This is a genomic window from Ignavibacteriota bacterium, from assembly GCA_016218045.1.
GTDB lineage: Bacteria > Bacteroidota > Ignavibacteria > SZUA-365 > SZUA-365 > JACRFB01.
Window position 1 is genome coordinate 1 of the sequence record JACRFB010000072.1, and the last position, 23,342, is coordinate 23,342.

Sequence of the window (23,342 nt, forward strand, 5' to 3'; positions counted from 1 at the left end):
CAGCGGGACAGCGGGACAGCGGGACAGCGGGACAGCGGGACAGCGGGACAGCGGGACAGCGGGACAGCGGGACAGCGGGACAGCGGGACAGCGGGACAGCGGGACAGCGGGACAGCGGGACAGCGGGACAGCGGGAGAGAACTCCCCCTTCCCCCTCTTAAAAAGAGGGGGTTGTCCGTTTATGATCTCTTAAAAGAGACGGGGCTATCCGATAAATTTCGCTCACACGCAGATCCCACCCCTTCAATCCCTACCAACTACCATCTACCGTCTACCGTCTACCATCTACCCCTCTCCCCCTCCACAACTCCTGTCTCCTGCATCCTGCCTCCTCACACGAACAGAGCAGATAGATCTACCATCTACCCATCTACCAACTACCAACTACCCATCAATGCGCCCCCTCCGCAAGGAACGGATCATTCACCGGAATCGCATTACGGCGACGGAACTGCCAGGCCACAACAAGGAGAAAGAGCCCGCCGATGCCGAGCCAGGGCGCCAGCTCCTGCCAGCCGAAAACGACAGCTTCAGGCGAATGGTTGGGCATGATGAGCCAGTAGACGTCGATAAAATGTGAAAGAAGCAGAATCACCGCGCCGGTGAGAAGCACATTGAGATTCTTCTTCGCCTCCTGTGAAAGCAGAATGATAAACGGCACAAAGAAATGCGCAAAGACAATGGTGTAGGAGACGTATTGCCAGCCGTTTTCGAAACGCGCCTTAAAAAAGACCACTTCCTCCGGAATGTTCGCGTACCAGATGAGCAGGTACTGCGAAAACGCGATATACGCCCAGAAGACGTTGAAGGCGAAGAGCAGCTTGCCGAGATCGTGGAAGCGCGCGGGTGTGAGCCACTCGGTGAGCAGGCCGGCCCTGCGCAGAGCCACAGCGATGATGCACAGCATGGCGAGTGTCGCCACCAGCGATCCCGCGAAATAGTACACGCCGTAGATCGTGCTGTACCAATGCGGCGAGAGCGACATGATCACGTCGAAGGCCGCGAAGGTGATGGTGACGCCGAAGACGATCATGCCCGGGGCGCTGAGCTTCCAGTTGCGCTCGGTGTACTTGAGATCGGTCGTCGTATCCTGACGGTACGAGTTGCCCACGATCACATAGTACAACGCGAGCCAGATCAGATAGTACGCGCCGAGACGCGCGAGGAAAAACGGCGTGTTGAGCCAGGCCTTTTTCCCCGCCATGATGACGTCGCCATGCTCCGGATGCACCCAATGGTGATACAGTGTGCCGACACCCAGAGCCACGGGAACCATCAGCACCAGCAGGAAGGGCACAAAGGCGCCCATGAACTCGGGTATGCGCCGGATGGAGACGCTCCAGCCCGCGCGGACGAGGTACTGCAGCATGCTGAAAAAGACGCCCGTGATGGCGACACCCGCGAAAAAGACAAAACCGATGAGGTACCCGAAAAGAAAGCGGTCCCAGTCTCCGAAAGCCGAAAGGACCGAGAGGACGATTCCGAGACCCGCGAGACCAAGTCCCGCCATCGTCATGCGTTTGACAAATACGGTGTCGGCGAGTTTGACGGTGCCGATGTGCATGGTTACCTCCCTGCCTGAGTCTGTGCCGGAGCCGGGGCCGCGGGCGGCGCCGCGGCGGGATCCGGATAGCGCAGCTTCTGCTTCTGCAGCGCGCGCACATGTGCGATCACCGCCCAGCGATCGTCGGGCGTGAGTTTGTCGGCATACCCGGGCATCACGTTCTGCCCCTTGCTCACAACATAAAAGAGTCGCGCATCCGAATATCCTTTGGCGTTCGTCGCGGCGAGATTGGGCGGCTTCTGCATGCCCTTGCGCACGACCTCGGTCGTGTCCTGCCCGGTCGAGGAATGGCACGGCGCGCAGAAGGCCTCGAAGCGGTTCTTCCCGCGCGCGAGCATCGCCGGTGTGGGCGAGGGAAACGGATTCACGAGCCGGGCCTCGGTCTGCTGATAGCTCGTGTCGGTGAACACGTAGCTCTCGCGCGAAACGGTGCCGGGCACGGGTTCACGCATCGATTTTCTGTCGGCAAAAAATGTGCTTGGCTGCTGCGCGCCGACTTTTTTCTGATACTGCATGTCGAATCGAATTTGGAACGGCGGCTCGGTGCTGCGCAGCGGCTGGAAATCGTTGCCGGCCCAGAGTCCGACAAACACCGCCAGCGCCGCAAAAACCACGAGGGCCGGGACGACGGGGAGACGTTTATTCTTCATTGTATTCCACCACGCGGATCTGATCGGCGCCGACGGACTGCAGCAGGGCGCGCGTTTTCTCGGAATCGTACAGCGGATCCTCCGCGTCGATCGTCACCACAAAGGCGTCGTCGGTGGAGCGGAGGAAATGCGGATCTTTCTGCCATTTCGAAAACCAGCGCGGAAGTCCGTTGAGCCCGAACATGCCCACGACGGTCGCGATGGCGCTGAGCAGCACCGTGAGTTCGAAGGTGATCGGAATCGAGGGTTCGAGCGCGAACAGGGGTTTGCCGCCGATGACAAGCGGATAGTCCACCGCGCCGGTGTACCACTGCAGATGCAGCGCGACAAGCGCGCCGGTGACGCCGGCGATGAGCGAGATGTACGGGAGTATCGTTTTTTTGATACCCATCGCATCGTCGAGTCCGTGTAACGGATACGGCGTGTGAAAATCGAAGCGGCGGTAGCCGGCCGACCGCAGCGCGGCAGCGGCGGCAAGCACGGTGTCGGGATCGGTGAAGATGCCGGTGATGCCGGCAAGTTTCGTCGTGTTCATGCGCGGGTCCTCAATGTTTCCCGTGCGACGGCTGCGCGCCGGGCAGGATGGCCTTCACTTCCGAAATCGCCAGCACGGGCAGCCATTTCGCGAAGAGCAGGAAGAGGGTCAGGAAAATGCCGATGGTGCCGATAAAGATCGAGGCATCGATCCAGGTCGGAATGAAGTATCCCCAACTCGAGGGGAGAAAATCGCGGTGCAGCGATGTGGCGATGATCACGAAGCGCTCGAACCACATGCCGATATTCACGAAGATCGAGATGACCCATGTGATGGCCAGATTGCGCCTGATGCGCCTGAACCAGAAGAGTTGCGGAATAAACACGTTGCACGATACCATGGTCCAGTACGCCCATGCGTACGGTCCGAACGCCCTGTTGATGAAGATGAACTTCTCGTAGGGATTGCCGCTGTACCAGGCGATGAAGAACTCGACGCCGTATGCGTAGCCGACCATCAGGCCCGTGGCCATGAGGATCTTGTTCATGTTTTCGATGTGTTTGAGCGTGAGGAACTGCTCGAGTCCCAGCAGCGTGCGCGCGAGAATCATGAGCGTCAGCACCATCGCGAATCCGGAAAAGATGGCGCCCGCCACAAAGTAGGGCGGAAAGATCGTGGTGTGCCATCCGGGAATGATGGACACGGCAAAGTCGAACGACACGATGGTGTGCACCGACAACACGAGCGGTGTCGAGAGTCCGGCAAGGATCAGATACGCCTTTTCGTAGCGGTGCCAGTGGCGGTTTGCGCCGGTCCATCCCAGACTGAGCAGTGTGAGCACCCACGCGGCGATTTTATTCTTTGCGCGGTTGCGCAGGGTGGCGAGATCGGGCACGAGTCCGACAAACCAGAACAGCAGCGACACGGTGAAATAGGTGGACACCGCAAAGACGTCCCACAGCAGCGGCGAGCGGAAGTTCACCCACATCTGCATCTGATTCGGCAGAGGCAGCAGCCAGTACACGGCCACCCACGGGCGGCCGGTGTGGATGATCGGGAAGATCAGGGCGCAGATGACGGCGAAAATCGTCATCGCCTCGGCGGCGCGGTTGATGGCCGTGCGCCAGTTCTGCCGGAAGAGAAAGAGGATGGCCGAGATCAGCGTGCCCGCGTGGCCGATACCGATCCAGAACACAAAGTTGGTGATGTCCCACGCCCAGCCCACCGGCTGGTTGTTGCCCCACACGCCGATGCCGGTGAACACGGTGTAGAGAATCGCGAGAATGCCGATGCCCGCCATCGAGCCGGTGATGGTGAGCGCCAGGAAGTAGGCCTTCGAGGGTTTCCGCTCGACGATCCCGGCCACGAGGTCGGTGACGTCCGCGGCCTTCGGGGTGCCGTGCACGAGTGGTTCGCGATGCCGGGAGGCGGTGTCGAGCGACACACTTCCTCCACCGTCGACGTTCCAGGAATCGTGCCGTGTGCGGTCGTGTGTCGGGCTCATGCCTTTCCTCCGTTGGTGTTCCGGATCTTCGCGAGATAGGTGATGGAGGGCTGCACGTTTAATTCGCGCAGCACGAGATAGCCGCGCTCGGAACCGCGCGACGCGGACACGGCGCTGGCGGGATCGTTGAGATCGCCGAAGACGATGGCGTCGGCCGGACATGCCTGCTGGCATGCGGTGACCACCTCGCCGTCCGCGAGCCGGTCGCGGCCCTCGTTCTTCGCGTGGAATTTTGCGTCGTTGATGCGCTGCACGCAGAACGTGCACTTCTCCATCACGCCGCGCATACGCACGGTGACATCGGGATTAAACACCATGCCCAGGGGATCGCGGTCGTCGCCGTGATAGTCGAGGTAGTTGAAGCGGCGCACCTTGTAGGGGCAGTTGTTCGAACAATAGCGCGTACCCACGCAGCGGTTGTAGGTCATCTCGTTCAGTCCTTCGGGACTGTGCGTCGTCGCCGCGACGGGACAGACGTTTTCGCAGGGCGCGTTCTCGCAGTGCTGGCACAGCATCGGCTGCACGAGCGTTTCCGGCGCCGCCTCGTCGCCGCTGTAGTAGCGGTCGATGCGCAGCCAGTGCATCTCGCGGCCCTTCATAACCTGTTCCTTGCCGACCACGGGGATATTGTTCTCCGACACACACGCGATCATACATGCGCTGCATCCGACGCAGGCCGACGCGTCGATGGTCATGCCCCATCGATGCCCCTTCGAGTAGTCGTGTGGCTCCATGAGACTGATCGGACGATCGTGCTGCTTCTCGGCTCCGAGCACGGGAAGCTCGCGTGCAAAAAGCACCGACGGATTCTTCGTAAAATCGGCGAGTGTCGCCTCCTTCACGATGTCGCTGCGGTCGATGTCGTACAACTCATCACCACCCAGCGAGTGATGGTCCTGTGTGCAGGCGAGCGGCGCAACGGCACCGGTCTTCTCGACCGAACACGCGGCGAATCCCAGCGACGGACCCTGCGCGGGCAGCAGCCCGGCCGTATCAACTCCCACACCGGCAAGCACGCGCCCGCCCTCGCTGCGTCCATATCCCGTGCTGACCGCGACGGTATTCTCGGCAACACCCGGCTGCACAAGCACGGGAAGTTCCACCGCGCCCGAGGCCGTCTTTATTCGGATCACATCATCCTTTTTTACGCCGAGCGCCTTTGCGGTGGCGGGACCCAGCAATGCGGCGTTGCCCCAGGTGACTTTGGTGACGGGATCGGGCATCTCCTGCAGCCAGCCCAGATTTGCGAAACGTCCGTCGTAGACGGTGTTCGAGGGCGCAATACACACCGTGAACGAGCCGCCCGCGGATGTTTGCGCGCGTAACAGCGGCAGTGCCTGCGCCATGTTGATCGCGAGCGGGCGCCGGGTGGCGGTGATAGACACGAGCCCCTCGCGGAGAGCGTTCTGCCAGAAGGCATCGAACCCTCCGGCGGAGGCGCCCGCAGCCGTCTGCACGTCGCGCCGCCAGCGCGCGCGGACGAAGTCGTACCACGTGCTCTCGACCGGCGCCGCGGCCGCGTTGCTCAACTGCGCGATGCGCAGCAACGTGTCGCCGAGCGACCACTGTCCGTCGTTCAACGGCGCGATGAGCGGCTGCTGCACCACCTGTGTGCCGTCGGGAAGCTCCGCGTCGCCCCAGCACTCGAGAGCGTGATTGACGGGCAGAAAGATTGTGCACGCCTTCGACGTCTCGTCCGCGTATTGCGAGCATGCGAAACGATACAGCACCTTCGAGAGAAGGCCGCGGAACTCCTTCTCGCCCAGAGCGTGCGCGAGGTTGACGTCCGCGAACAGCACGGCGCCGACGTCCCCGCGGCGGAGTTCCGCACGCAGGGATTCGACGGCGGTCTTTGCGGATCCGCTGTACGGATACACGTGCGCGGGATCGAGAGGACGGTTCGCGCCATACGCGCCTATGGCAAGATTGAGCAGAACGCCGTAGGCCTGGGCCCGCATCGACAGATGCCGTCCGACCATCACCACCGCGGAGCCGCGGAGCAGATCGTCGGCGATGGCGCCGATCATGGGGAAGGACGCGGGCGCCTTCCTCGAGAGTTCCGCGAGCACCGCGGCATCCAGGGCGCCGCGGCGGCGCACCACGGCCACCTCGTGCAGCACCGCGTGCAGAAACGACTCGAATTCGGAAGGGCCCAGCACAAGACGGTGGTCGGCGTTCGAACCCGTGAGTGTCATCACCGATTCGGCCGCGTAAAAACGGCTCATGGATGCGGCCGCGCGCGTGGGTTTGCGGCGGGATGCAAAGCCGCGGATGTTCCTCACGGCGTCGGGGTCCGCGCCAAGAAAATCCGCTTCAATGCCCAGAATGACGTCGGCCTTGGCGAGGTCGACCGCAAATAGGCCGTCGATGCCAAGCAGCGCTTTGTTCGATTCGGCCGCGTTCCAGGCGCTCATCGCGGGCCAGGTCACCACCTTGCAGTTCGGAATTGCTCGCTCGAGCGCCTCGTACAGCCGGGCCATCGAGGGCGAGGCGTGTTCGTCGACAAGAATTCGGACCGCCTTGCCTTTTTTTGCCGTATCGGCAAACGCCGCCGCGATACGTGTGACGGCGTTGTGCGGCGTTGAGTCGCTGTTCTGCACGGTCGGCCGCAATATGCGGTCGGGATCGTAGAGCGCGAGCAGCGACGCCTGGGCGAAATGACTCGAGGCCCCGCCCGTCGTCGTGTCGCGGTCGTTGCCTTCGACTTTTATCGGACGCCCTTCCCGCGAGCGCACCAGAAGCGGCTGCGCGGCGTACCCGAGTGCAAACACTGTGGCGTAGTGCTGAGAGACACCCGGCACCAGCGATTCCGGCTTGCGCACGTAGGGCACGATCTCCTGCTCCGGCTTGCGGCAGCCGGTGGCGGCAAGCGCGACCGAGGCCCCCATCAGGCCGATGAAGGTGCGTCGCGTCATGGCCGAGGCCGAACCGAGAGGCGCATCGTAGTCGGCGGGAAACTCGTTATGGAGTTGCTCCATCACCGCGGGGTCGCGGGCGAGTTCCTGGAAACTTTTCCAGTACGTTTTTCCTGTATCGCGTGTATCGTTCATTCTGCTTCGTCGTTGTTGCCGTGAGGGCTCGTGAAAACGGAATCCGCGCAGCGCCGCGCGATCAATGGTGGCAGGCCGAGCAGTTCTCGGGTCCACGGTTCAGGGGCCGCGCGAGCACTTCCGGCCGCACGTCGGCACCCGTGATCTCACGCGTCCGCACGCTGTACGCGTTCGGGTCGCGATGGCAGTCGAGACACCAGCCCATGGTCAGCGGTTTCTTCTGCACGATCACGCCCTGCTTCTCGACTTCACCGTGGCACGACGCGCAATCGACGCCCGCCTTGATATGCCTGCTGTGATTGAAGAAGGCGTAGTCCGGAAGCTTGTGTATGCGTATCCACGGGATGGGCATGTTCTTCTCCCAGCTCTCATGCACGAGCTTCAGCTTCGGGCTGTCGCGCTTCACGATCACATGGCAATTCATGCAGGTCTGTGTCGGGGGAACGGTGCTGTGCGCCGAGGTCTCCACACTGGTGTGGCAGTACACGCAGGCGATTTTGAGATTGCCGGCATGCACACTGTGATCGAAGGGCACGGGTTGCTGGGGCCGGTATCCGACATCCATCCACTGTGGATGCCTGCCGAAGTAGAAGACGACGGCGCCGACGCCGAGCAGGGTCAGTCCGGCGAGCACGGTTCGTTTGATCTGTCTATCGAGTTTCGCGCTGAACATGGGCATCAGGCTGAGGTGTGTGAATCGAGGTCGGCGGCCGCCTCCGCGAGGCGCTGCCTGCGCGCGGCGTGCCAGATGCGGTAGCCGAATCCTCCAAGCAGAAGAAACGGCACCACCATCATGAGGTAGATGCTGGTACTGAAGCCCGATGACACGGGCTCGCCGCCCGGCATCACGGCTTCCTTGCAGTTCGGACAGGCGTGGGCCGCAACGCCGGCAAGCGTCAGCATCGCGGCAACGGCTGCGAAACGGAGGAGGTGTGTTCTGATCATGCGGACGGAGCGTAGATGTGATACAGCATGACGTAGACGACAACACCCGTCACCGACACGTAGAGCCACAGGGGAAAAGTCCAGCGTGCGATGCGGCGGTGCAGATCGAACTTCTCGCGCAACGCGCGGAGCAGCGACATGATTGCAAGCACGGGCACTGCGGGCGCAAGCACCGAATGTGAAATGAGCACGGTAAAATACACGATGCGTGCGATGCCGTCTCCCTGGAAACGGGTCAGCAGGTGCGAGGACAGGTGGTACGCGATATACGAGGCGAGGAACAGGCCCGATGTGACAAAGGCCGCGATCATCATGGCGCGGTGTGCATCGCGGCGCTGATGGCGGATAAAGCGGTATCCGAGCAGGAGGAAGATGCTCGCAACTGTGTTCAGCGAGGCGTTCAGGGCGGGCAGCCAGTCGGTGATCATGCCGGACCTCCCGCGAGCAATGCACGAATCGCCTGGCGCAGTGCGTCCATGGCCGCCGGATCAAGCGCGTCGTAATATCCGCGGATGGAACCGCGCGCATCGACTAATGCAAACCGCGTGCTGTGTAATGCCGGCGTGCGCGCGTCGCCCATCAGGAAACCCTTTGCGGCCAGCTTTGCGACCTCGTCTTTTGACGTGCGGAGGAAAAACCAGCGTCCGGGTTTTGCAGCGTAGCGGCGCGCGTACTTGGTCAGCCGCTCCTGTGTGTCGGTGTCGGGATCGACCGTGAATCCGACAAGACGGAAGTGCGCCTCGTCCGCGAACTCGGCCTGCAGCACGTTTGCGGTGGAATTGATGACGGGGCATGGTCCGCCGCAACTCGTGAAGAAAAAGTACACGAGGTACACGTTGCCCGCCAGTGTCTCGGTGCTGACCTCTGTGCCGTCGTAGTTGGGCACGGTGAACGACGGGGCGTCCTTTATCAGTGGCAGGGCGGCGGCATCGATGCCGGGTGCTTCGTTCCCGCCGCAGCCGGCACTCGCGAGCAGCAGCGCCGTTGCAAGTATTGTTCGCAGCATTTTCCCCGCGTTCTGTATTCTCGCGGCTGCACGGGACGTCACAGCGGTCGCACGAAACACTCCGCGGGCGGCGGAAACGTGCGGCACCATGCCTGTGTCCGGCCGGAGCACTTCGATATTTGACGCGGTGTAGGACACGAGTTACAGTCCCAGCTTCGTCAAGGTGAAAACGAGGATGAGGAAAAACGCGACGGGCACGGTCACAAAATACCGCAGCCGGGGATTGTCGAACTTGAGATGCATGAAGATCGCCACCACCAGCGCGGCCTTGAGCGCCGCAATCACGACGCCTACCACGATATTCATCGTGTCGCCGAAATGCAGCGTCGTGACAGCCACGGTAAGGGCCGTCAGGACGAGCAGCGCAAGGAACACCTTGAAGTAGCTCTTTTTTATCGCGTCGAAATTTTCTGCGGACATGGTCGCGGCTCCTCGGGTGTCAGAAAATCAGATACAGGGTCGGGAACAGGAAAATCCAGACGAGATCCACAAAGTGCCAGTACAGGCCCAGCGCCTCCACGCGATGGTGCTGCGACTGCGGATAGCCGCGCAGCAGCGACTTGCCGAGCATCCATGCCATGGGAATCATGCCGCCGATCACGTGCGCAGCATGGAAGCCTGTCATCGTGAAGTAGGTGGCGAAAAAGGTGTTGGTCCACGGATAGATGTGGTGCCCGAACTTCGCGGTGTATTCGATGGTCTTGATGATCAGGAAGCCGAAGCCGCAGAGCAGCGTCAGGAACAGGAATAGGCGGAACTGCTTCTGGTCGCCCTTCTCGAGCGCCAGATGCGACAGTGCCATCGTGAGACTGCTGCTGATGAGCACGGCGGTATTGATGGTCGCAAGCACCTTGTTCAACTCGTGCGCGCTCTCCGTGAACACGTCGATGTGAAGGTTTCGAAGGACGAGGAAGGCGCCGAAAAATCCCGTGAAGAACATGATTTCCGACGCGATAAAAATCCACATGCCGAGTTTGGCGTGGACGATGCCCGTGCGTGTGGACGGAGCCGCTGCGAGTTCGTGGGACATGGAGGGACTCTACACTTTATCGATGAACATCATGGTCAGAACAGCGAGAAGATACATGTACGACGAAAGCAGCACGGTCCGCGCGCGTGTATTCGACCGTTCCGCGAGGAAACGCGCCGAGGCGACGAGGAAGGCCGCGCCGAGCACAAATGTGACCGCGAAATACCAGGGCCCGGTCTCGCCCATCGGCGTGAGGGAAAGACTGAACACCACAAGCGCCGCGGTGTAGGCCAGGACGTGCAACCCGACACGCACGCCGCGCTCGTCCTGTACCGTCAGCATCTGGAACCCGCCCCGCTCGTAATCCTTGCGGTACATCCATGCAAGCGAAAGGAAGTGCGGCATTTGCCAGACGAAGAGGACGAGGAACAGCACGAGTCCACCCGCCTCTATGGATCCGCTGCCCATTACCCAGCCGCCGAGCGGCGGAAGAGCGCCCGGAATGCCGCCGACAAGCGTGGCGAGTGACGTGCGTCGTTTCAGCGGGGTGTACACACCGAGATACAGGAACCACGTTGCGGCCGCGAGCGCCGCCGCGAGAACCGAATGCGCCGCGAGCAGACCGAGTCCGACGGCGCTGAGCACCATGCCGAAGAAGGCCGCGTGCGCGGGTGCGATGCGGCCCGACGGGATGGGCCGGTCCATCGTGCGTTTCATGCGCAGATCGTAACCGCGCTCGAGCACGTGGTTCAGCGTGCAGCTTCCCGCGGAGACCAGTGCCGTTCCGGCGAGAGTCACGAGGAAACGCATCGCATAATCCATGGTCAAAACAAGTTCCGTGTTGCGCGGCAGCGCGAGCCAGAAGCCCGCGGCGGCGCTCACGACAACCATCAGCGTGATGCCGGGTTTTGTCAGCTCGTGATACGCGGCAAAAGTCTCGCGCCAGCTCAGTCCGCCGACCGCAACCGCGGGCCGTGTTCCGCCGATATCCTGTATCATGCGCGCGCTCCTTCCACGCCCGCAACGCCGGACGGCTGCGTCTCGCTGAACCGATACCAGCGCGCCGCGCGGAGCCAAGCGAGAAAAATGGTGGCGAAGGTCAAAGCTCCGAAGGCGACATGCAGGGTGTTCGGCAGTATCGCCTGACGCGTCCAAATCACTGTGGCGCCGAGCGTCGCCTGCACAAGCACGAGCAGCATGGCCGTAATAACTGCGGTGCGAAGTCGCGCGAGTTCGCGCGCGCGCAGCACCACGATGCCGGCCCAGAATATCGCGATCGTGACAACAAGCGCGCCGACGCGGTGGGCAAAATGTATCACCACGTGCGAGTCGGTAAAGACCGGTATGATGCGGCCGTTCGAGAGCGGGAAGTCGGGAATGAACGGCGCGCTGTATGTATGCCGCGTGAGCGCGCCCAGGAAGATCTGTACGAAGGTGAGTAGGACGGCGGCCAGCAGCAGACGCTGTACCGACGCGCCGGCATTCACGCGCTGCGCCGCGCTGCCCGTCATCCATGCGCGTGATGTGGCCGCGGCCATGGCGACGGTCATGAGCAGAAAACTCTGCGCCAGCATGGCATGACTGATGGATACCGCCGCGGGCAGTTGCATGAGCACGGTAAGTCCGCCCAGCACGCCTTGCACAATCACCGACAGCAGCGCCACACCTGCGAGTACTTTCATCCAGCGACGCTTGTCCACAAACCACACCATCACGGCGACGATGATGGTGATGAATCCTATTCCTGACGCTATGAGACGGTGGCCATGTTCAAATACGATTCCGCCCGTCCATTTTTCAATCGGGTAGGTGAACATGTTCTCGCCGTAAGTGGTCGGCCAATCGGGCACGGAAAGTCCCGCGCCGGCGCTGTGGACGAGTCCGCCCTTCGCGATGAGCAACACGGTGCCCACGGCGAGGATTACCGCGATGCGGTGCAGCCAGCGCTGTGATGTGGTAAAGGTGATGCGTTCGATGCTCATGGCTGCCTCACCCGTTTTCGCTTCCGGACTGCTTCTCGCGTGCCAGGTGCTCGGCCATGCGGCGCGTCACTTCGTCAGGCGGGAGCGTCTGCGGCAGATAGTCCTGCACGGATTCTGGCGAACTGTACTCGTAGGGGCCGCGGTACACGCGCAGCGGCTTGTCGAAGTTGCCGTGCGGCGGCGGTGACGGCGCCTCCCATTCGAGCGTGTTCGCGCGCCAGGGATTGCGGCGCGCAGCGCGGCCCTTCACAAGACTGTGGATCAGCGCGGCGACGAGAATGAACTGCGCGAAGCCCAGTATGATCGCGTTCACCGTGATGAATTCGTTCATCGGTTGAAACGGTTTGAGGAAATCGTACACGGTCGGATCATAGATGCGCCGCATCATTCCTCCCACACCCAGAATGTGCATCGGGAAAAACGTGAAGTTGAAGCTCACGAAGGTGATCCAGAAATGCAGCTTGCCGAGTCCTTCGTGCATCATGCGCCCTGTCATCTTGGGCCACCAGTAAGTGAGTCCGGCGAACACCGCAAACAGGCTTCCGCCGAAGAGCACGTAGTGGATGTGACCGACGATGAAGTATGTGTCGTGTATGTACACGTCGACCGGCGTCGAGGCCATGAATATGCCCGAGAGCCCGCCGATGACAAACATCGACACAAAGGCCACGGCGTTGAGCATCGGCGTGGTGAATTCCATCTGGCCACGCCACATCGTACCGAGCCAGTTGAAGGTTTTAATCGCCGAAGGGACAGCGATGACCATGGTGCTGATCATGAATGTTGTGCCGAGCAGCGGATTCATTCCCGACTGGAACATGTGGTGTCCCCACACGATGATGCCGAGGAAAGCGATCGCGATGATGGCGAACACCATGGCCTTGTATCCGAACAACGGCTTTCGCGAGAACACGGCCAGCACGTCCGACACCACACCCATCCCGGGAAGGATCATGATGTACACGGCCGGATGCGAATAGAACCAGAACAGATGCTGCCACAGAAGCGGCTGACCGCCGCCCGCGGTGCGCGCAAGGTCCTTGCCGGGCGCCACAAGATTTGCGGGCAGGAAGAAACTCGTGTGCAGGAAATTGTCCATGAACAACATGGCCAGCGCCGAGGCGAGGACGGGTGTGCCGATGATGATGATGATGGCCGTGATAAAAATCGCCCAGACGGTCATCGGCATCTGGAACAGCCCCATGCCCGGCGCGCGCATATTGAGCACGGTGGTGATGTAGTTCAGTGCGCCGAGTATCGATGAGAAACCGACGATAAACAGCGCCACGATCCAGAGAGTCTGGCCTGTGCTTGCCAGGGCGCTCAAGGGCGGATATCCGGTCCACCCTGCCGCGGCGGATCCGCCTTCAACCCAAAATCCCGCCATCATGAGCGCTCCCGCCACGGGGAACATCCAGAACGAGATCATGTTGATCGTTGGAAAGGCCATATCGTCGGCCCCGATCATCAGGGGTACGCAGAAGTTTCCGATCATGCCGACAAGCAGTGGAATGATCACGGCAAAAATCATGACGCTGCCATGCATGGTCAGAAGCTGCGCGTAGAAATCGGCGGTGACCGCGCCTTCGGGACTGACCCAGGTCGAAGGCAACAGCGTGCCGATGACGGGAATGGGTTTGCCGGGATAAGCGAGCTGCCAGCGGATGAACAGTGCAAACGCGCCGCCGATGAAGAGGAACAGCAGCGCGGTGACCATGAACTGCTTCGCGATCATCTTGTGATCGGTCGAAAATATGTACGTGCGGAGGAACGAGGCGTGATGCGTGTGGTCCGTGGTCTCGTGCGCGTGCGCGGTGAGTGTGGCGTCCATGTTCTGCTACCTGCTGGAAGATTGTACGGGTGTGGGCGCCTCGTCGAGCACCGAGGGCTTCGGGGCATTGGCGGCAGCGAGGCGCGCGTTCTCGCCGTCCATCCACGTGTCGAATGCGCTCTGCGCCTTGATGTCGAGTACGCCGCGCATGAGGTAATGGCCGCTGCCGCAGAGTTCGGCGCAGGCTATTTCGTACTCGCCGGTCTTCGCGCCGTTGAACCACACATTCACCCACTGACCGGGAATCGCGTCTTGTTTGACACGCATGTTGGGCAGGAAAAAGCTGTGGATGACGTCCATCGACGAGAGATGCACGAGCACGGTCTTGTTCACGGGAATGGTGAGCCGGTTGATGGCCACGATGTCGTCCTTGCCGTTCGGATCCGCGGCATCGATGCCGAAGGGATTCGTGGCGCTGATGAACTTCTGCTCGCGATGACCGAAGATGCCGTCGGACCCGGGATAGCGGAAATGCCACATGTACGTCTGCCCCATCACTTCCACTTCGAGGTCGGGATTCGGCGTGTGCGACGCGTACTTGATGTCGCGCCAGATGCCGTCGCTGTAGAACGCCAGGAAAAGAAAGAGTCCGAAGGGCAGCGCCGTCCATGCAAACTCGAGCAGGTTGTTCCCGTGGTGATGGTACGCGCGGTCGGTCTTGCGCCGACGGCGGTACTTCACGATGAACACCACGTACACAATGTTGACGAGCACGAAGATGCCGACGGTGATGTAGTAGATCAGGGCGAAGAGGTGATCAACGCCTTCCCCGAATGTGGAGATATTTTCAGGCAACCAATCGAGCATGGACAGGGATCCTGTGAATGAGCGATACGTCTCGGACAATCCGCCCTGGACCTGCCGGTCAGGGTGGTGCGCGTTTGGTGACTCGTCATGTCCCGTATGCGGCGGAAATCCGGCCGCGCAACGGGAGAGAGGTGCTGTCTATCGTATGGAAGAGGTGATTATTTCGTCTTGAGTAACTCTGGCTCGGTATAGGCGCCGACCTTGCCCTTTGTGGCGTCGCGGACGGTTTTCACCGCGGCCGCATCCACAGCAGGTGCGCTGTTGCCCCAGCTTGAACGGACGTATGTCAACACATCGGCAATCTGCTGATCACTCAGCTCGTTTTGCCACGGCTGCATCACACCGTTATAGCTCTGCCCGCCTCGCGAGATGGGCCCCTGGAAGCCATGGAGCACAATCTGAATGGGCAGGGTAGGGTCGCCCGTCGCCAGCTCCGAACCCGCGAGGGACGGATACACGGCGGGTATACCTTTGCCTGTCATCTGATGGCACACGGCGCATTTTTGGTTGAAAATGGCCGCGCCCGGTCCGCCGCTGCCGCCCGCTCCCGGCTGCGCGCTTTGTTGCGCGACATCCTTCGGATCGGGCGTCCATTCCGGCGGCTCCCCGTCGCCAGTGAAGGCGTAACAGCCCACCAAAATCAGCGCGGGAAGCGCCGACACGAGCACCGTGTATACGATGCGGAGATGGGCGTGGCGGAGAAGTGTATGTATGTATGGACGATTCGTCATGTGGCAATAACGGATAATGACCAAGCCTGTTCCGCCGTTTTGCAACAACGGTGAGGCGGTTTCGGATGCGCTTCGACCTGATCGTCCGATGAGGTCTCCGCGGTGATGTCACCCGTGAATGGATCTAATTTATATGTGCCGTATCCGAAAAAGCAAATTATTTTTTCCGGCGTCCTTCCACGGTACACAAAGTTCCCGCATTCGACACAAATTCACGACTAACACGCGAGGCGCTGCGACGGCTCACTGGGCTGTTGCGGTCAGCACGTCGGCGACGGCGCCGGTCAGTTCTTCGAGCCGTATGGGTTTCGGCAACACGCGGCGGATGTTCAGCGTATTCCATCGGTCACGATCAGCCGACAAGTCATACGCGCTCATGAGAATCACGGGAATGCCGCTTCCGAGCGAGAGGATGCGTCGGGCCAGTTCGGCGCCGCTCATTTCACTCATCGAAAAATCGGTGATCACCAGACGCGCATCACAATCCGGATTCTCAAGCATCGTGATGGCCTCAAAGGGATCGCCAAAGGACGAGACGCGGTACCCCGCGATTTCGAGCAGTTCGTGCATACCTTCGCGTATGACCGGATGGTCGTCCACAACCAGCACATGTTCACCCTTTCCACCGGCTCGTTCGAAGCTGTCCCCCGCCGCCTCATTCTTTACGGCACATTCCGGGAAAGCGACTTCGAACAGGGTACCGTTGCCGGGCGCGCTCTGCACGTTCACACGCGCGCCGTGCTCCTGCACGATTTTTTGTACCACGGCGAGTCCCAATCCCGTGCCTTCGGCGGCCGGCTTCGTCGTAAAAAACGGTTCAAAGATGCGCACGCGTGTGGACTCCTCCATGCCAGGACCGTCGTCGGCGATGCGCAGAAGTATCTGCCGTGTGTGGCCGTTTCCTGCCGCGCGTGATGCGGCCGTCTGCTGTTCCGACACGCTCACGCTGATGCCGATATGCCCCGGCCTGCCGCCCATCGCCTGCCAGGCGTTGGTGACAAGATTCATGACGAGCTGCTGGACTTGAACGGCGTTATACGACGCCATGTGTCCCGCATCGTGTGCCTCGAGCTCGATCTGCACATTGTGGGGTTTCACTGTCTCAAGCAGGCGTACGGCATCACGCACAGGATCCGACAACACACCCTCTGTGCGTGTAATCTCGCCCGAGCGGCTGAACACCAGGACCTGTCGCAGCGTGTCGGAGGCCTGCTGCGCCGCTTCAATGATCCTGTCGAGATGCTCGGCCACAAGTGGAGAATCGGATGAACGCCGGGCCGATCTGCCGTCAATGCCGATGACGGTCAACATTGTGTTGACGTCGTGCACAACGCCGCTCGCGAGCTGTCCAATGGTCTCAAGCCGCTGCGCGTGTCGTAGCTGCGCTTCGAGTTTGCGTTGGGCGTCCTCGGCCCGCGCGCGTTCGCGTGTTTCGGCCGCTTCCCGCAAGGCACGATCGACGGCCGGACCGAGACGCGTCAGACGATCCTTGAGAAGATAATCCGATGCGCCGGCGCGTATCGAATCGACGGCGGTCTCCTCGTCGATGGCGCCGGAAATGATGATGAAGGGCAGATCGGGCCTTTCACGCTTGACGAAGCTCAGAGCGGCCGAGCTGTTGAAGCGCGGCATCGAGTGGTCGGAGAACACGATATCCCATTCGCGCGATGACAGGCAGCGCGCAACACCCTCTCTCGTGTCGACTCGTTCCCACTCAGGGACATATCCGTACCGCGTAAGTTCACGCAGGATAAGGATGGCGTCCGATTCCATGTCCTCAATCAACAGAACGCGGACCGGGATGCCGCTCCCTTGTGCTGCTGCGTCGTGTACCGTGTCCATCTGATGCTCTCCTAGTTGTCTGGTTGACCGGATGGAGCTTCGTCCAAAAGTAACCAGTATAAACCAAGATCACGAATGGCGGAAAATAAATTCTTGAATTCGACCGGCTTGATGATATGGCCGTCGGCGTCGTTCCCGAGGCGCCGGAATTGCTCCACTTCTTCACGCGAGGACGCAAGCATCAGAACGGGTATCGACCGCAACACCGGATCCATCTTGAGCCGCCGTAAAACTTCCTGTCCATCCACCTTCGGGAGCTTCATGTTCAGCAACACAAGCTTCGGATGTATGGTGACCCCGGCCGCCGCACCGGTGGTTTTTCCGAAAAGAACTTTCAACGCCTCATCGCCGTCTTTCACCCACACGACCGCGTTCGTGAGGCGGTACTGTCGCAGGGAATGGAACAGCAGTTCTGCGTCGTGGGGATTTTCCTCGACGAGAAGAATGTCGACGCTCTCGCCGCGGATGCCGGCATCCATGATCATCGCTTCATCCATCCGATGGGGAGTGCTTCACACGCGGCGGACACGTGCCGACCTGTGGCCTGCAGGCCCTGAATACACATCGCGGGCGGCGTGGTGTTATTGCCTGGTCGCATTCGCATGTCACACGTGCGGTGTGTGTGTGTCGGGTGTATGGAGCGGCATCAGTAGCGTAAACGTCGCCCCGCGGCCCTCCTCGGCGTACACACTGATAATCCCGCCGTGCCGCTGCACGATGCGGCGGACTATGGCCAGGCCCACCCCGGTCCCTTGATACTCATGAAACGAATGCAGTCGTTGAAACACGCCGAACAATCGATCGGCGTAATTCATGTCGAACCCGACGCCATTGTCGCTGATTGTGTACCGTGCCCAGCCGTCCTCAACCACGCCGTTGATCTCGACGCGCGCCACTTCCCTCTCCTGCGTGAACTTCAGCGCATTGCCTAGCAGATTCACCCATACCTGCCGGAACAACGTCGCGTCGACAGGCGCAGGTGGCAGGGGCGCGCATGATATTTCCACGGTGCGCGAGCCGATGTCGCGCAACAAGTCGTCACACACCGACTGCACCAATGCGTGCACATCGGTGCTTTTGCAACGCAACCCCTGTTTTCCCAACCGGGAAAAAGCCAGGAGGTCATCGATGAGCTGCCCCATACGAATCGCTTCATTGCGCACCACGGACAATAGACGACGGCCTTCGACATCGAGGCGATCCGAGTGTTCCTCCTCGATGATGCGGGCGAATCCGTCGATGGCGCGCAGTGGCGCCCGCAGATCGTGCGATACGCTGTATGTGAACGATTCGAGATCGCGGTTCGCTTCCATGAGTTCCTGCGTGCGTTCCATGACACGCTGCTCCAATGAATCGTTCAGATTGTTCACCTCCTGCACGGCGCGACGCAGGTGGTCCTCCGATTCGCGCAGTTGCTGCTCACTGCGCACGCGGTCGGTGATGTCGCGAAAACTCGCCGCGAATCGGCCCGGGGAAGTGCGGAACGCGTGCACTTCGAAGTACTTGTCGAGAGGCGCGGCAAAGTCGATGAATTCGAGCTCCTCGCCCAGCAGAGCGACACGTGCGTATCTCTCGATCCACGCCGGATCGAGTCCAACAAGCGTCTCGGAAACCCGCTTCCCGATGATCTGTTCGCTCTGTAATCCGGTCTGTTTTTCAAACGCGGGATTGATGGAAAGAAAGATGTAATCGACGGCATTCCCCTTTTCGTCAAGTACCATCTCATGCAGCGCAAACGCGTCCAGCATATTGCTGAACAGTGCGCGGTAGCGTTCCTCGCTTTCGACAAGCTTCATCTGCGAGAAATACAGATTTTCGTAGTGCTTCCTTTGTGAACGCTGCGTCAGAAATCCGAACGCGATGATACCGATGGCGATGATCGAGACCATAACCAGAAGCAGGAAATGAACCGGTGTTCCCAGCGAGGCCATGGCCTCTTCCTCGTCTATTTCCACGGCAAGATACCACGGTGTACCCGAGACGGGACGCACCATGCTCAGCACGTCGTGGTTCCTGTAATCCTTGCCGGTTTGCAGCCCGTATTTCCCGTACACTGCCCGGACTGCGATCATGTCACGACGCGAGACGGGTACACGGAGTCGCATCGCCCCCGAGTTGAGAATACGCGAGTTGTTCAAGTACAGAATGTCGTTGCCGTCGCGGCGGAAGAGCAGGCATTCCCCGGTGCGAGTTGGAATGGGATACGCGTCCAGTATCGGATAGAGCGACCTCTCCGCTCCGACACTAAGTAAAAGCGCCGCCATGTGCCGCGGTCCGTTTTCTCCCGGCCACACGAGAGGGGTGACGACATCGAGATGCGGCGGCAGCAACGTGTCGATCACATGGAGATCCGTAATAACGGGGACGCCTCGTTGCAGGGCGGCGGAAAGAGAATCACGCGCATCCGCCCGGATAGCTGCCTCTGTGCCGGCGTTCAGATTCAGAAGAATTCTGCCCGTCGTATCCACGATGCGGATGTTTCTGTAGTGATACCGCTCCTGCAATGCAACCAAACGCGACATCATCGCTTGTTTCAACGCGGGATCCCGCCGCTCCAGCCAGCGCGCGAGATCCTCACGGAAATGCAGTCCTTTCATCCATTCCCTGGCCTCGCCAAGCTGATTCTCGCGCCAGGTATGGAGCTGGGCCAGAATACTTTCATGGATCGCCAGCAATTTCTGCTGTTCCTGATGCATCACGGAATCGCGCTGCCATCGATAGAACAGATATGCAGAGCCCGCAGCCGCACATGCGAACAGGACGAGGAGAAGAATTTGCCGACGAGGTGGAGCTTTCATCCGTATGCCGTTCCCCAGCAGAAATACCGTATATCAGGTTTCGAGTACAACGCATGAATACAAAATACCCGCACTCTGCATCCTGGCTCTCGCTCCCACGAGACCGGATATTGAGTAACATACGAGGGCTGCAAACGCGTCGTCCCTCAGGTGCAGATGTGCTGTGTAGCAATTATAAGCTGTATTTATCCTATTTTTTTTCAAGAATCAAGAACAAAGTATCGGGTAAGGTCTTTTTTTTTTGGCCACACGGCAGCAAGTGGCACGTTCTAGGAAGGGCACAAATACAAACGGCGGGAGGGTTGAGCCCGCCCGCCGCATGAAGAGAGGATTGTGCGACCGATCAGTTCACCAGGATCACATCCGCGTGTTTGTCGACAGTCGCCTGCAGCATGCGTTTCGGAACTGCTCCGACAACTGTATCCACAAGCTGTCCGCCCTTGAAAAATCCGATTGTCGGGATACCGCGGATGCCATAACGGGTGGCCGATTCGAAGTTGTCGTCGGTGTTCAGTTTCACAAACTTAACCCGGCCGGCATACTCGCCCGCGAGTTCTTCGATGACGGGAGCGATCATGCGGCAGGGACCGCACCAGGGCGCCCAGAAATCGACCACGGTCAATGTTGCGGCGTCAAGAACTTCGGTTTTGAATGTTGCGTCTGTTACATCGATGGGATGCATTGTGTCTCCGTGTAGGACTAGGGTATCGTGTGATCGAAAATGATATATCGTAAACGTGGTATGTTGAATACTACAAAAATCTCTTGTGGTGTATTGTACGAATCGTGTGCCGAACCGGATTCCGCGTATGGTTTGTGTGAATCCGCGGCGCGGTCGGTCGATCCGCACGCATGACGATCAGGATCACGTTTGGGGCTGTGTGACCTCGTCAACAACCGCCTTCAGAAGTGCTTCAACATCGGCGGGAACACTGCCGAAGTCGATTCCCGGCATCATGTCGGCTATAAGCGTGGGATTCATGAGCGTGACCGTTGTCGCACCGGCGTCCGCATACACAACAATGCGGCAGGGCAGCATCATTCCCACGGGCTTGTGAATACCGAGGACGGTGTGCGCGAAGCCGGCATTACACACCTCGACGATGCTGTATTGGTCGATCGTGAAGCCCTTTTCCGCCAGAGTCTGCTGCACATCGTGCACATGCAGAGTGCGGAAATTCCGCGCCGCGGCGGCGGCGCGCACCGCCTCAACAACCTCGGGCTGCGGACGGGTGGTTGTTTTTGTATAATCGAGCTGCATGAGGGTGTGCTCCGAATGGCTGGTGTGTCGTTCCCGTAATACGATGCACGATTCGCGCATTCGGATTCAGGCGTTCGGACCAACGTCCGGAGCGGCACCGCCGACGGGTGTTTACTGCCCCTTGATGCCCAGGGACGAGAGCAGGAGCTGCCGGGCGTGTTCGGGAAACGTCGGAGCGGCGGCCCTGTACAGGCCGATCATCTTTTCCATCGAATCACAATACGTCGTGCAGTCGGGGCACTGTTCCAGATGGGCTTTGACCGCGCGACAGCGTTCGGAGTTGTCGTCTTCGCCGAACTGCTCACAGATAAAATCGAGGACGTTGCGGCAGGTCACGGGATCGCCGGTATGAGAGTCAGTCATGGTCATGCTCCTGAAACAGTGGCGCCAGTTCGTTGCGGAGAAACGCGCGCGCGCGGTGAAGCCGCGATTTGACGGCGGGCACGCTGAGGTCGAGAATTTCCGCGACCTCCTCGGTGCTGAGCCCCTCGATGTCGCGCAACGTAAACACGACGCGGTATTCCTGCGCGAGTTTGCCGATCGCCTCGTCGAGGTAGCGCCGAAGATCCGACTGTTCCGCTATCACATGCGGATCGGCCTCGCTTACTCCCAACGCGGACTCCGGCAACTCGTTGTCCTCGTCGTCGATCGAGACGTGGCGGTCGGCCTTCGAACCGCGCGCCAGCATCAGGCAGTGATTGGACACGATCGTGTACAGCCACGTCGAGAATTTCGATCGGTTGTCGAACTGATCGAGCTTCCGCAGAAGACTGACGAAGGTCTCCTGAGTGGTGTGCTCTGCCCTGTCCTGATTCCGGCATACGTTGAAGGCGAATCGGTAAATGGTGTTTGCGTACTCGTTCACAAGAAGCGTGATCGCGTCGGGATCGCCGCGTTTTGCGCGGTCGATGACCTCGGGTTCGTTTTCGATGCTCATGGATGTGATGCGCCTTGCAGGGCTTCGGATTCCGGGCGGGTCGGCCCGGCACTACCGGCCCCTTCCTCAGTTCAAAGATCCAGGTAGTGGATGTGTTCCTTCAACCAGGCCTGGTGTTTTGCTCGCTCCGGGCAGTACCGGTCGACGATGGCCCAGAAGCGTGACGAGTGGTTCAATTCCGAGAGGTGGGCCAGCTCGTGGACGATCACGTAGTCGAGCACCGCGAGCGGGGCCATGACGAGCATCTGGTTCAGATTCACATTGCCCTTCGCCGAACAACTTCCCCACCGCGTGTTCTGCCGCCGGATGCTGATGCGCGAGGGCGACACACGCATCTGCCGCGCGTAATGCTCCACGCGCGGAAGCACGATGCGCTGCGCCTGCAGTTTCAGCCAGGCCAGCAGCACGTCGCGCAGCATGTTCTCTCGCCGGGCCGCGGGCACTCCCGCGGGCAGCGTGATGTGTATGGTGTTTTCGCGCACACGCACATGCACGGCGCCGTTCGAGGCCTGCGCGATGCACAGGTGGTGCCGCCGTCCGAGAAACATGATCGGCGCGCCGTCAGTGAAACGCTGGCGCGGAATCGCGCGCTCGAGTTTCGCGAATTCGTCGAGCTTCTCCAGAACCCATGCCGCGCGTTCGTGAATGATGCGCGGAATTTCGCGCTCGGGAAAACGAGGCGGTGCGGATACGCGCAAACCCTTCCCGACTGTGATCGTCAATCGGACAAAACGGTTGCGTCGCGTCCGCAATAGACGGTATTCAACCGAGCGACCGTGCAGCGTTATCGTGGGCATGGGGAGAAGGAAAAATCGATGCGCAATGTAACCTTGCCGCACACACGGGAAAAGAGGCCGCGGCGCAATTTGTGTCCCGCCGCGAAGATTTTCCTTTTCCGCCCTGAATCATCATGCCCGCTCCCTGTCCGCGGTGGCCATGCCGACCCGAAAATATACGACGCTCCCGCGGGGCTGGCCGGTCTCCGTTCC

Annotated in this window: 24 protein-coding genes; all 24 read right to left on the reverse strand. The window is 60.4% G+C overall.

The window, feature by feature from the left end; translation table 11 throughout:
- Positions 1-391: 391 nt before the first annotated feature.
- Positions 392-1,564, reverse strand: a complete 1,173-nt coding sequence (locus HY962_17025; protein ID MBI5648637.1) for a hypothetical protein — start codon at positions 1,562-1,564, stop codon at positions 392-394.
- 2 nt (positions 1,565-1,566) lie between these two features.
- On the reverse strand, positions 1,567-2,214 hold the full coding sequence (locus tag HY962_17030; GenBank protein ID MBI5648638.1) for a cytochrome c: 648 nt from the start codon (positions 2,212-2,214) through the stop codon (positions 1,567-1,569).
- Entirely contained in the window at positions 2,204-2,749 is a 546-nt protein-coding gene (locus HY962_17035; GenBank protein MBI5648639.1) for a DUF3341 domain-containing protein, read from the reverse strand. Before HY962_17035 ends, HY962_17030 begins: the two co-directional genes overlap by 11 nt.
- Positions 2,750-2,759: 10 nt before the next feature.
- Entirely contained in the window at positions 2,760-4,193 is a 1,434-nt protein-coding gene (gene nrfD, locus HY962_17040; GenBank protein MBI5648640.1) for a polysulfide reductase NrfD, read from the reverse strand.
- Positions 4,190-7,243 (reverse strand): TAT-variant-translocated molybdopterin oxidoreductase, encoded by a 3,054-nt coding sequence (locus HY962_17045; GenBank protein ID MBI5648641.1) that lies wholly within the window; start codon positions 7,241-7,243, stop codon positions 4,190-4,192. The genes nrfD and HY962_17045 overlap by 4 nt, the downstream gene beginning before the upstream one ends.
- A 61-nt stretch (positions 7,244-7,304) precedes the next feature.
- On the reverse strand, positions 7,305-7,916 hold the full coding sequence (locus tag HY962_17050; protein ID MBI5648642.1) for a cytochrome c3 family protein: 612 nt from the start codon (positions 7,914-7,916) through the stop codon (positions 7,305-7,307).
- A gap of 5 nt (positions 7,917-7,921) precedes the next feature.
- Positions 7,922-8,188: a hypothetical protein gene (locus HY962_17055; protein ID MBI5648643.1), complete on the reverse strand. Its 267-nt coding sequence runs from the start codon at positions 8,186-8,188 to the stop codon at positions 7,922-7,924.
- Positions 8,185-8,616, reverse strand: a complete 432-nt coding sequence (locus HY962_17060; GenBank protein ID MBI5648644.1) for a DUF420 domain-containing protein — start codon at positions 8,614-8,616, stop codon at positions 8,185-8,187. The genes HY962_17055 and HY962_17060 overlap by 4 nt, the downstream gene beginning before the upstream one ends.
- Positions 8,613-9,284: an SCO family protein gene (locus HY962_17065; GenBank protein ID MBI5648645.1), complete on the reverse strand. Its 672-nt coding sequence runs from the start codon at positions 9,282-9,284 to the stop codon at positions 8,613-8,615. Before HY962_17065 ends, HY962_17060 begins: the two co-directional genes overlap by 4 nt.
- Positions 9,285-9,335: 51 nt before the next feature.
- Positions 9,336-9,614: a cytochrome C oxidase subunit IV family protein gene (locus HY962_17070; protein MBI5648646.1), complete on the reverse strand. Its 279-nt coding sequence runs from the start codon at positions 9,612-9,614 to the stop codon at positions 9,336-9,338.
- A gap of 19 nt (positions 9,615-9,633) precedes the next feature.
- On the reverse strand, positions 9,634-10,224 hold the full coding sequence (locus HY962_17075) for a cytochrome c oxidase subunit 3 (protein ID MBI5648647.1): 591 nt from the start codon (positions 10,222-10,224) through the stop codon (positions 9,634-9,636).
- A 9-nt stretch (positions 10,225-10,233) separates the two neighbouring features.
- Positions 10,234-11,163, reverse strand: a complete 930-nt coding sequence (gene cyoE / locus HY962_17080) for a protoheme IX farnesyltransferase (GenBank protein MBI5648648.1) — start codon at positions 11,161-11,163, stop codon at positions 10,234-10,236.
- Positions 11,160-12,146 carry a heme A synthase gene (locus tag HY962_17085; GenBank protein MBI5648649.1) on the reverse strand — a complete coding sequence of 329 codons (987 nt, stop codon included), beginning with the start codon at positions 12,144-12,146 and terminating at the stop codon, positions 11,160-11,162. Before HY962_17085 ends, cyoE begins: the two co-directional genes overlap by 4 nt.
- Before the next feature lie 7 nt (positions 12,147-12,153).
- The gene (locus HY962_17090) at positions 12,154-13,977 is read right to left on the reverse strand and encodes a cbb3-type cytochrome c oxidase subunit I (protein MBI5648650.1); all 1,824 of its coding nucleotides are present in this window, start codon (positions 13,975-13,977) and stop codon (positions 12,154-12,156) included.
- A 6-nt stretch (positions 13,978-13,983) separates the two neighbouring features.
- A complete protein-coding gene (coxB, locus tag HY962_17095) occupies positions 13,984-14,784 on the reverse strand; it encodes a cytochrome c oxidase subunit II (protein MBI5648651.1) in 801 nt (266 codons plus the stop codon).
- Between the two features lie 158 nt (positions 14,785-14,942).
- Positions 14,943-15,515: a cytochrome c gene (locus HY962_17100; GenBank protein MBI5648652.1), complete on the reverse strand. Its 573-nt coding sequence runs from the start codon at positions 15,513-15,515 to the stop codon at positions 14,943-14,945.
- Positions 15,516-15,758: 243 nt separating this feature from the next.
- Entirely contained in the window at positions 15,759-17,357 is a 1,599-nt protein-coding gene (locus HY962_17105; protein MBI5648653.1) for a response regulator, read from the reverse strand.
- Positions 17,358-17,368: 11 nt separating this feature from the next.
- Entirely contained in the window at positions 17,369-17,854 is a 486-nt protein-coding gene (locus HY962_17110; protein MBI5648654.1) for a response regulator, read from the reverse strand.
- A gap of 108 nt (positions 17,855-17,962) precedes the next feature.
- On the reverse strand, positions 17,963-20,155 hold the full coding sequence (locus HY962_17115; protein MBI5648655.1) for a PAS domain S-box protein: 2,193 nt from the start codon (positions 20,153-20,155) through the stop codon (positions 17,963-17,965).
- A 343-nt stretch (positions 20,156-20,498) separates the two neighbouring features.
- Positions 20,499-20,837, reverse strand: coding sequence for a thioredoxin (trxA, locus tag HY962_17120; protein MBI5648656.1), 339 nt, complete (start codon positions 20,835-20,837; stop codon positions 20,499-20,501).
- Positions 20,838-21,020: 183 nt separating this feature from the next.
- Complete coding sequence (locus tag HY962_17125; protein MBI5648657.1) at positions 21,021-21,416, reverse strand: DUF302 domain-containing protein; 396 nt, start codon at positions 21,414-21,416, stop codon at positions 21,021-21,023.
- Between the two features lie 111 nt (positions 21,417-21,527).
- The gene (locus HY962_17130; protein MBI5648658.1) at positions 21,528-21,779 is read right to left on the reverse strand and encodes a hypothetical protein; all 252 of its coding nucleotides are present in this window, start codon (positions 21,777-21,779) and stop codon (positions 21,528-21,530) included.
- On the reverse strand, positions 21,772-22,353 hold the full coding sequence (locus HY962_17135; protein ID MBI5648659.1) for a sigma-70 family RNA polymerase sigma factor: 582 nt from the start codon (positions 22,351-22,353) through the stop codon (positions 21,772-21,774). Before HY962_17135 ends, HY962_17130 begins: the two co-directional genes overlap by 8 nt.
- Before the next feature lie 71 nt (positions 22,354-22,424).
- Positions 22,425-23,150, reverse strand: coding sequence for a M48 family metallopeptidase (locus HY962_17140; protein ID MBI5648660.1), 726 nt, complete (start codon positions 23,148-23,150; stop codon positions 22,425-22,427).
- Between the last annotated feature and the right edge of the window lie 192 nt (positions 23,151-23,342).

Coding starts and splice junctions, on each gene's coding strand:
- HY962_17135 (MBI5648659.1), bottom strand. CDS start 22,353: ATGAGCATCGAAAACGAACCCGAGGTCATCGACCGCGCAAAACGCGGC.
- cyoE (MBI5648648.1), bottom strand. CDS start 11,163: ATGATACAGGATATCGGCGGAACACGGCCCGCGGTTGCGGTCGGCGGA.
- HY962_17105 (MBI5648653.1), bottom strand. CDS start 17,357: ATGGACACGGTACACGACGCAGCAGCACAAGGGAGCGGCATCCCGGTC.
- HY962_17025 (MBI5648637.1), bottom strand. CDS start 1,564: ATGCACATCGGCACCGTCAAACTCGCCGACACCGTATTTGTCAAACGC.
- HY962_17055 (MBI5648643.1), bottom strand. CDS start 8,188: ATGATCAGAACACACCTCCTCCGTTTCGCAGCCGTTGCCGCGATGCTG.
- HY962_17085 (MBI5648649.1), bottom strand. CDS start 12,146: ATGAGCATCGAACGCATCACCTTTACCACATCACAGCGCTGGCTGCAC.
- HY962_17125 (MBI5648657.1), bottom strand. CDS start 21,416: ATGCAGCTCGATTATACAAAAACAACCACCCGTCCGCAGCCCGAGGTT.
- HY962_17030 (MBI5648638.1), bottom strand. CDS start 2,214: ATGAAGAATAAACGTCTCCCCGTCGTCCCGGCCCTCGTGGTTTTTGCG.
- HY962_17070 (MBI5648646.1), bottom strand. CDS start 9,614: ATGTCCGCAGAAAATTTCGACGCGATAAAAAAGAGCTACTTCAAGGTG.
- nrfD (MBI5648640.1), bottom strand. CDS start 4,193: ATGAGCCCGACACACGACCGCACACGGCACGATTCCTGGAACGTCGAC.
- HY962_17035 (MBI5648639.1), bottom strand. CDS start 2,749: ATGAACACGACGAAACTTGCCGGCATCACCGGCATCTTCACCGATCCC.
- coxB (MBI5648651.1), bottom strand. CDS start 14,784: ATGCTCGATTGGTTGCCTGAAAATATCTCCACATTCGGGGAAGGCGTT.
- HY962_17110 (MBI5648654.1), bottom strand. CDS start 17,854: ATGGATGAAGCGATGATCATGGATGCCGGCATCCGCGGCGAGAGCGTC.
- trxA (MBI5648656.1), bottom strand. CDS start 20,837: ATGCATCCCATCGATGTAACAGACGCAACATTCAAAACCGAAGTTCTT.
- HY962_17060 (MBI5648644.1), bottom strand. CDS start 8,616: ATGATCACCGACTGGCTGCCCGCCCTGAACGCCTCGCTGAACACAGTT.
- HY962_17075 (MBI5648647.1), bottom strand. CDS start 10,224: ATGTCCCACGAACTCGCAGCGGCTCCGTCCACACGCACGGGCATCGTC.
- HY962_17090 (MBI5648650.1), bottom strand. CDS start 13,977: ATGGACGCCACACTCACCGCGCACGCGCACGAGACCACGGACCACACG.
- HY962_17050 (MBI5648642.1), bottom strand. CDS start 7,916: ATGTTCAGCGCGAAACTCGATAGACAGATCAAACGAACCGTGCTCGCC.
- HY962_17100 (MBI5648652.1), bottom strand. CDS start 15,515: ATGACGAATCGTCCATACATACATACACTTCTCCGCCACGCCCATCTC.
- HY962_17130 (MBI5648658.1), bottom strand. CDS start 21,779: ATGACTGACTCTCATACCGGCGATCCCGTGACCTGCCGCAACGTCCTC.
- HY962_17045 (MBI5648641.1), bottom strand. CDS start 7,243: ATGAACGATACACGCGATACAGGAAAAACGTACTGGAAAAGTTTCCAG.
- HY962_17115 (MBI5648655.1), bottom strand. CDS start 20,155: ATGAAAGCTCCACCTCGTCGGCAAATTCTTCTCCTCGTCCTGTTCGCA.
- HY962_17140 (MBI5648660.1), bottom strand. CDS start 23,150: ATGCCCACGATAACGCTGCACGGTCGCTCGGTTGAATACCGTCTATTG.
- HY962_17065 (MBI5648645.1), bottom strand. CDS start 9,284: ATGGTGCCGCACGTTTCCGCCGCCCGCGGAGTGTTTCGTGCGACCGCT.